This window comes from Pseudonocardia sp. KRD291 (assembly GCF_019263595.1).
Lineage (GTDB): Bacteria > Actinomycetota > Actinomycetes > Mycobacteriales > Pseudonocardiaceae > Pseudonocardia.
In genome coordinates, this window is record NZ_JADQDD010000291.1 from 1 (window position 1) to 7,563 (window position 7,563).

General features: G+C 74.2%; 6 protein-coding genes. All 6 read left to right on the forward strand.

Going from position 1 to position 7,563, the window contains the following annotated elements:
* Nucleotides 1-62: 62 nt before the first annotated feature.
* The 6 genes from I4I78_RS27380 (at nucleotide 63) to bioB (ending at nucleotide 7,479) form a co-directional block, all read left to right on the forward strand.
* On the forward strand, nucleotides 63-1,529 hold the full coding sequence (locus tag I4I78_RS27380; RefSeq protein WP_308252390.1) for an adenosylmethionine--8-amino-7-oxononanoate transaminase: 1,467 nt from the start codon (nucleotides 63-65) through the stop codon (nucleotides 1,527-1,529).
* A gap of 217 nt (nucleotides 1,530-1,746) precedes the next feature.
* Entirely contained in the window at nucleotides 1,747-4,116 is a 2,370-nt protein-coding gene (locus tag I4I78_RS27385; RefSeq protein WP_218614388.1) for a SulP family inorganic anion transporter, read from the forward strand.
* Between the two features lie 7 nt (nucleotides 4,117-4,123).
* A complete protein-coding gene (gene trxA / locus I4I78_RS27390) occupies nucleotides 4,124-4,519 on the forward strand; it encodes a thioredoxin (protein WP_218614389.1) in 396 nt (131 codons plus the stop codon).
* Between the two features lie 70 nt (nucleotides 4,520-4,589).
* A complete protein-coding gene (locus tag I4I78_RS27395; RefSeq protein ID WP_218614390.1) occupies nucleotides 4,590-5,777 on the forward strand; it encodes an 8-amino-7-oxononanoate synthase in 1,188 nt (395 codons plus the stop codon).
* A complete protein-coding gene (gene bioD / locus I4I78_RS27400) occupies nucleotides 5,774-6,469 on the forward strand; it encodes a dethiobiotin synthase (RefSeq protein ID WP_218614391.1) in 696 nt (231 codons plus the stop codon). Before I4I78_RS27395 ends, bioD begins: the two co-directional genes overlap by 4 nt.
* Nucleotides 6,470-6,471: 2 nt before the next feature.
* Nucleotides 6,472-7,479, forward strand: a complete 1,008-nt coding sequence (gene bioB / locus I4I78_RS27405) for a biotin synthase BioB (RefSeq protein ID WP_218614392.1) — start codon at nucleotides 6,472-6,474, stop codon at nucleotides 7,477-7,479.
* Nucleotides 7,480-7,563: the final 84 nt, after the last annotated feature.

The window sequence follows — 7,563 nt, forward strand, 5'->3', positions numbered from 1 at the left end:
CGTACACCCGATCGGTCCCTATCGGAGCAGCACTGCCGACCCGACCGCTACTGTGCGTACTCGTGGACACCTGCGACTCCTCCGAGCGAGCCGGCCCCGCCGGGGTCGAGCCGGTGTCCGGCCCGCAGTTCCCCGCGGGGGCCGCCGGGGCCGGGGGCTGGACGGCCACCGCGCTGCCCGGCACCGCGCCGTCGTCGCCGTCGGTCCCGCTCGTCGCCACCGGGACCGCGGCGCCCGCCCCGCAGGGGCCCGGGCGCCCGGACCGCACCCGCGAGCTTCTCGCGGTCGACCGCGACCACGTCTGGCACCCCTACGCGCCGATGCCGGGGACCGCACGGCCGATCGTCGTCGAGTCCGCGTCCGGGGTCCGGCTGCGCACCGCGGACGGCCGCGAGCTCGTCGACGGCATGTCGTCCTGGTGGTCGGCGATCCACGGCTACCAGCACCCGGTGCTCGACGCGGCCGTGCGCGAGCAGCTCGGACGGATGAGCCACGTGATGTTCGGCGGGCTGACCCACGGGCCCGCGGTGGACCTGGCCCGGCTGCTCGTCGAGGTCACCCCGGAGGAGTGCCAGCACGTGTTCCTGGCCGACTCCGGGTCGGTGTCGGTCGAGGTCGCGATCAAGATGTGCCTGCAGTACTGGCGTTCGCGGGGACGTCCCGCCAAGCACCGCCTGATGACCTGGCGGGGCGGCTACCACGGCGACACGTTCGGCGCGATGAGCGTGTGCGACCCGGACGGCGGCATGCACTCGCTGTGGAGCGACGTGCTGCCGCAGCAGGTCTTCGCCGACCCGCCGCCGAACTCCTTCTCCCACGACTACGTCGCGCACCTCGCCGAGCTCGTCGAGACCCACGCCGACGAGCTGGCCGCGGTGATCGTCGAGCCGGTCGTGCAGGGCGCCGGCGGGATGCGCTTCCACGACCCGCGCTACCTGCACGTGCTGCGCGAGCTCTGCCACACCCACGACGTGCTGCTGGTCTTCGACGAGATCGCGACCGGGTTCGGGCGCACCGGGGAGCTGTTCGGCGCCGACCACGCCGGCATCAGTCCGGACGTGATGTGCGTGGGCAAGGCGTTGACCGGCGGGTACCTGACGATGGCCGCGACGCTGTGCAGCTCCCGCGTCGCCGACGGCATCACCGACGGGCAGGCGGGCGTGCTCATGCACGGGCCCACGTTCATGGGCAACCCGATGGCCGCGGCCGTCGCGCACGCGTCGGTGTCGCTGCTGCTCGAACGGGACTGGCGGCGCGAGGTGAAGGCGATCGCCGCGGCCCTGCGCGCCGGGCTCACCCCGGCCCGGGCACTGCCCGGGGTGCGTGAGGTCCGCATCCTCGGCGCCATCGGGGTGATCGAGCTCGACCACGAGGTGGACGTCACCGCGGCCACGTCGGCGGCGGTGGTGGCCGGGGTGTGGCTGCGTCCGTTCCGCAACCTCGTCTACGCGATGCCGCCGTTCGTGAGCACCCGCGAGGACATCGCGATGATCACTGCCGGTATGCGGGCGGCCGCCCTCGCCGGGTAGCTCCCACACGCCGCACGCCGACCGCCACCACCCGCACGTGTGATCCACAACGTGACGTCGGTCACGTTTCCGCGGAGTGAACGAGGCTGACCGGCGGATATCGCCCAGGTCGGCCGGACGATGAGAGACGCTCTCATCCTGGTCGGGTTCCGTGAAGATCAACGACCGCACTGTCGCGTTCGCCCCCCACGACCGTCCGTCACGGAGGACACCCCCAGTGCAACCCTCGAGAAAAACGATTACCGGGACCTCGACCCGCACCTACCAGGACGAGCACTCCCCGACCGAGTCCGGGCAGGGCGAGCACTCGCCGCCGCCGGCCGGCCTGCGCTCCTGCTTCCCGCACGCCCGGGCGGACCTGTCCGCCTCGCTCGTCGTGTTCCTCGTGGCCGTCCCGCTCTCGCTCGGCATCGCCGTCGCCTCGGGCGCCCCCATCCTCGCCGGGCTCGTCGCCGCCGTCGTCGGTGCCATCGTGGCCGGCCTCCTCGGCGGGTCGCCGATGCAGGTCAGCGGCCCCGCGGCCGGTTTGACCGTGGTGGTCGCCGAGCTCATCGACCGATTCGGTTGGCAGGTCACCTGCCTGATCACCGCCGGCGCCGGCGTCATCCAGATCGTCTTCGGCATGAGCCGCCTGGCCCGGTTCGCCCAGGCGATCCCGCCCTCGGTGGTGCACGGCATGCTCGCCGGTATCGGCGTGACGATCGCCCTCGCCCAGCTCAACGTCGTCTTCGGCGGCGAGTCGCAGACCGCCGCACTGGAGAGCCTCGCCGCGCTGCCCGGCAGCATCATCGGGGCGTCGTGGCCGACCCTGCTGGTCGGCGCGCTGGCGATCGCGGTGATGCTCGCGTGGCCGAAGCTGCCCGCCCGCGCCCGGGTCGTCCCCGGAGCGCTGGTCGCCGTGGTGCTCGCCACCGTCGTCGCGCTCGCCTTCCCCGAGGTCACCCGCGTCCAGCTGGGTGGCTCGCTGCTCGACGCGATCGCCCTGCCGGTACTGCCCGAGGGCAACTGGGCCGGCGTGATCGGCGGCATGCTGACCATCGCGCTGATCGCCAGCGTGGAGAGCCTGCTCTCGGCCGTCGCCGTGGAGCGGATGAAGCCCGGCACCCGGACCGACGCCGACCGCGAGCTGCTCGGCCAGGGCGCGGCCAACACCGTGTCCGGGCTGGTCGGCGGGCTGCCGATCACCGGTGTGATCGTGCGAAGCTCGGCCAACGTGCGCGCAGGCGCCCAGACTCGCGCCTCCGCCGTCCTGCACGGGGTGTGGATCGCGGTGTTCGCGATCCTGCTCGTCGGGATCGTGGAGATGATCCCGATGGCGGGCCTGGCCGGACTGCTCGTCGTGGTCGGCCTTCAGCTGGTCAAGCCGGCCGACATCCGGACCGCGCGCACGCACGGCGAGCTGGCGATCTACCTGGTCACCGTGCTCGGTGTGCTGTTGCTGAACCTGCTCGAGGGGGTCGCGATCGGCCTCGCCCTGGCCGGGGTGATGCTGCTGGTCAGGGCCGTGCGCTCGCGCCCGCAGCTGGACGGCGCCGACGGCGCGAACGCCGACGGCCCGATGGTGCTGCGCGTCGAGGGCTCGCTGAGCTTCCTCGCTGTCCCTGCGCTGTCGCGCCGGCTCGGTGAGATCCCGGCCGGGCGCGACGTGCGGATCGACCTCGTGACCGACTACCTCGACCACGCCGCCTACGACCACCTGCAGGCCTGGACCGAGCGCCACCGCTCGACCGGCGCCCGGGTGGAGGTCGTCGAGCCGACCCGCCTCGAGCGCACCACCACCAACAGCCTCGACGGCACCCCGCGGTTCGCGTCCTGGTCGCACTGGCAGGCCACCGGCGCCGAGGGCCGCACGGCCGAGTCGCCGATGCTCGCCGGTCTCGCCGCCTACCACGAGCGGACCGCCGACGACATCCGTCCGACGATGTCCGAGCTGGCCGCGGGCCAGTCGCCGCCGGCGATGATGGTCACCTGCGCCGACTCCCGGGTGATGCCGCACATGATCACCCACAGCGGGCCCGGCGACGTGTTCACCGTGCAGAACGTCGGCAACCTGGCCGGCGGCCAGGGGACGATGGCCGCCGTGGAGTACGCCACCGGCGTGCTCGGTGTGCCGCTGATCGCGGTCTGCGGGCACTCGGGCTGCGGCGCGATGAACGGCCTGAGCCAGGGTGCGGCCGGGCAGGACGCCGAGAGGAGCGCAGGCGGAACGAGCATCGGCCCGGAGCTGGGCACCTGGCTGCTGGACGCGCGGCCGGTACTGCGCGCCTGGGAGCAGGGCCACCCGGTGGGCGTCGCCGCGGCCGCCGACGGTTTCGCGCCCGTCGACCAGTTGGCGATGGTGAACGTGGCGATGCAGCTGGAGATGCTGCGGGCCCGCGACACCGGGGCCGAGCTGATGGGCCTGTTCTACGACATCGCGACGGCCCGGGTCCTCGTTCTCGACGGCAGGACCCAGCACTTCGTCCCGCCGCGGGTGGAGGGCGCGACGCCGGACGAGGCCGCGTCCCTGGACCGGATCGCGGCCGGTCACGGCCACGGCACGGCCGGTGGGGCCGGGCGGGAACATGTCGCGCCGACGGTGCGTTGAGGAACCCATGGCCACCGTGGAACTGACCACCGACAATTTCAACGACGTCGTCGGCGCTCCCGGCGCGACCGTGCTCGTGGACTTCTGGGCGTCCTGGTGCGGGCCCTGCAAGCAGTTCGCGCCGGTGTACGACGCTGCCTCGGAGCAGCACGCCGACGTGACCTTCGCCAAGGTCGACACCGAGGCCCAGCAGGAGCTGGCCGGAGCGTTCGGGATCTCCTCGATCCCGACCGTGATGGCCGTGCGGGACGGCGTCGTCGTCTACTCCCAGCCCGGAGCGCTTCCGGCCGAGGCCCTGGAGGACCTGATCGGCCAGGTCAAGGCCGTCGACATGGACGAGGTCAAGGCCGCCGTCGCCGAGCAGGAGCGCCAGCAGGAGTCCGGGGAGACCCCGACCGCCTGAGTCGCCGCATCCGCCCGAACGGCCCTGCCCCTGATCAGGGGGCGGGGCCGTTCTGCGTAGGGTGCCCGCCGTGACCCACCCGCTGTCCTGGCTCGACGACCGGGCCGCCGCGCGCCGCGACGCCGGGCTGCGCCGGGAGCTGCGGCCCCGCGCCCCCGGAGCCGACCCGATCGACCTCGCCGGCAACGACTACCTGGGCCTCTCGCGTGACCCGCGGGTGGTCGCAGGCGGAGTCGACGCGCTCCGGGTCTGGGGCGCGGGCTCCACCGGTTCCCGCCTGGTCACCGGCAGCACCACGCTGCACGCCGACCTCGAACGCGAGCTCGCCGCGTTCTGCGGGTTCGGCGACGCGCTGGTGTTCTCCTCGGGCTACACGGCCAACCTCGGCGCGGTGACCGCGCTGTCCGGGCCGGGCGCGCTCGTCGTCTCCGACGCGGCCGCGCACGCCTCCCTGGTCGACGCCTGCCGGCTCTCCCGCGCGCGGGTGCAGGTGGTGCCGCACAACGACCCCGCGGCCGTCGGGGAGGCACTGGCCGCCCGCTCCGAGGAGCGCGCCCTGGTCGTCACCGACTCGGTCGGCAGCGCCGACGGCGACCTCGCCCCGCTCGCCGAGTTGCACCGCGTGTGCCGCGCGCACGGTGCGGTGCTGCTCGTCGACGAGGCGCACGGTCTCGGGGTGCGCGGGCCGGGTGGACGCGGCCTGTTGGCCGAGCACGGCCTGGCCGGAGCGGACGACGTGCTGGCGACGGTCACGCTGTCCAAGGCACTGGGCAGCCAGGGCGGTGCGGTGCTCGCCCCGCCCGGGGTGACCGCGCACCTGGTCGACGCGGCGCGCTCGTTCATCTTCGACACCGGGCTGAACCCGGCCGCGGCCGGGTCTGCGCTGGCCGCGCTGCGGGTCCTGGCCGACGAGCCGTGGCGGGCCGGGGAGGTGCTGCGGGTCGCCGGGGCGCTCGCCGCGGCGACCGGTGTCCCGGCGCCGTCCTCGGCCGTGGTGCCGGTCGTGCTCGGCGACGCGGGCGTCGCCGTCGCGGCCGCGGCCCGCTGCCTGCAGGCGGGCCTGCGGGTCGGCTGCTTCCGGCCGCCGTCGGTCCCCGAGGGCACGTCCCGGCTGCGCCTGACCGCCCGCGCGGACCTGCGCGTCGACGAGCTGGAGCGGGCCTGCGAGACCCTGGGCCGGGTGCTGTCCGAGGTTCGCGGGGACGCCGTGCCCCAGGTTCCTGCCGGGCAGGCGCAGCCGCACGGGGCCGCGCGATGAGCCGGCTGCTGTTCGTCACCGGCACCGGGACCGGGGTCGGCAAGACCGTCGTCACCGCCGCCGTCGCGACACTGGCCCTGGCCTCGGGGGAGCGGGTCGCGGTGCTCAAGCCGGCCCAGACCGGTGTCGCGCCCGGCGAGCCCGGCGACGTCGACGACGTCGCCCGCCTCGCGCCCGGCGTGACCGTCCGCGAGCTGGCCCGCTACCCGGAACCGCTGGCGCCGGCCACCGCCGCGCGCCGGGCCGGGATGGCGCCGGTCGGCCCGGACGCCGTCGCCGACGCGGTCCGGGACCTCGCCGGGAACCACGAGCTGGTACTCGTCGAGGGCGCAGGCGGGCTGCTGGTGCACTTCGACGACCGCGGGGCGGGCCTCGCCGACGCCGCCGCGCTGCTCCGGGCCCCGGTGCTGGTGGTGGCCGCGGCCGGGCTGGGCACGTTGAACCACACCGCGCTCACGGTCGAGGCGCTGCGCGCCCGCGACCTGCGCTCGCCCGGCGTCGTCATCGGGGCCTGGCCGGACACGCCCGACCTCGCGGCCAGCACCAACCTCACCGACCTGCCCGCAGCGACCGGTGCACGGCTGGTCGGCGCGCTCGCCGAGGGGGCGGGCGGGCTCGGTCCGGAGGAGTTCCTCGAGGTGGCCCGGCACGGTCTGGGTCGCGAGCTCGGTGGGCGATGGCAGACTCCCTGATCATGACGACCGCTCGGACCGACGTCCTCACCCGCGCCCGCGACCAGGTCCTCACCCGGGGGATCGGGCTCGACAGGGAACAGACACGCGAGATCCTCGACATGCCCGACGACGCCCTGGACGAGCTGCTCGAGCTCGCGCACGAGGTGCGGATGCGCTGGTGCGGCCCGGACGTCGAGGTCGAGGGGATCATCTCGCTCAAGACCGGCGGCTGCCCCGAGGACTGCCACTTCTGCTCCCAGTCCGGTCTGTTCGCCTCCCCGGTGCGCTCGGCGTGGCTCGACATCCCGATGCTGGTCGAGGCCGCGAAGCAGACCGCGAAGACCGGCGCCACCGAGTTCTGCATCGTCGCGGCCGTGCGCGGGCCGGACGAGCGGCTGATGAGCCAGGTCAAGGCCGGCATCACCGCGATCCGCGACGCCGTCGACATCAACATCGCCTGCTCGCTCGGGATGCTGACCCAGGCCCAGGTCGACGAGCTCTCCGAGATGGGCGTGCACCGCTACAACCACAACCTCGAGACCGCCCGCTCGCACTTCCCGAACGTGGTCACCACGCACTCCTGGGAGGAGCGCTGGGAGACCCTGTCGATGGTGCGCAAGGCGGGCATGGAGGTCTGCTGCGGCGGCATCGTCGGGATGGGGGAGTCGCTCGACCAGCGCGCCGAGTTCGCCTCCGAGCTCGCCGCGCTGGAGCCCGACGAGGTCCCGCTGAACTTCCTCAACCCGCGCCCGGGCACCCCGTTCGGCGACCTGGAGCCGCTGTCCGGCCCGGACGCGCTGCGCACGGTGGCGGCGTTCCGGCTCGCGCTGCCGCGCACGATCCTGCGCTTCGCCGGCGGCCGCGAGATCACCCTCGGCGACCTGGGCGCGCGGCGCGGGCTGCTCGGCGGGATCAACGCGGTGATCGTGGGCAACTACCTGACCACGCTGGGCCGTCCCGCCGAGTCCGACATCGACCTGCTCGGCGAGCTGCAGATGCCGATCAAGGCCCTGAACGAGACCCTGTGAGAGGGACCCTGTGAGAGGGACACTGTGACGGCGCAGCCGGTGACCGGCACGAGGGAACAGGGCGGCCCGTACTGCGACCAGTGC

Coding starts and splice junctions, on each gene's coding strand:
- trxA (WP_218614389.1), top strand. CDS start 4,124: ATGGCCACCGTGGAACTGACCACCGACAATTTCAACGACGTCGTCGGC.
- bioD (WP_218614391.1), top strand. CDS start 5,774: ATGAGCCGGCTGCTGTTCGTCACCGGCACCGGGACCGGGGTCGGCAAG.
- bioB (WP_218614392.1), top strand. CDS start 6,472: ATGACGACCGCTCGGACCGACGTCCTCACCCGCGCCCGCGACCAGGTC.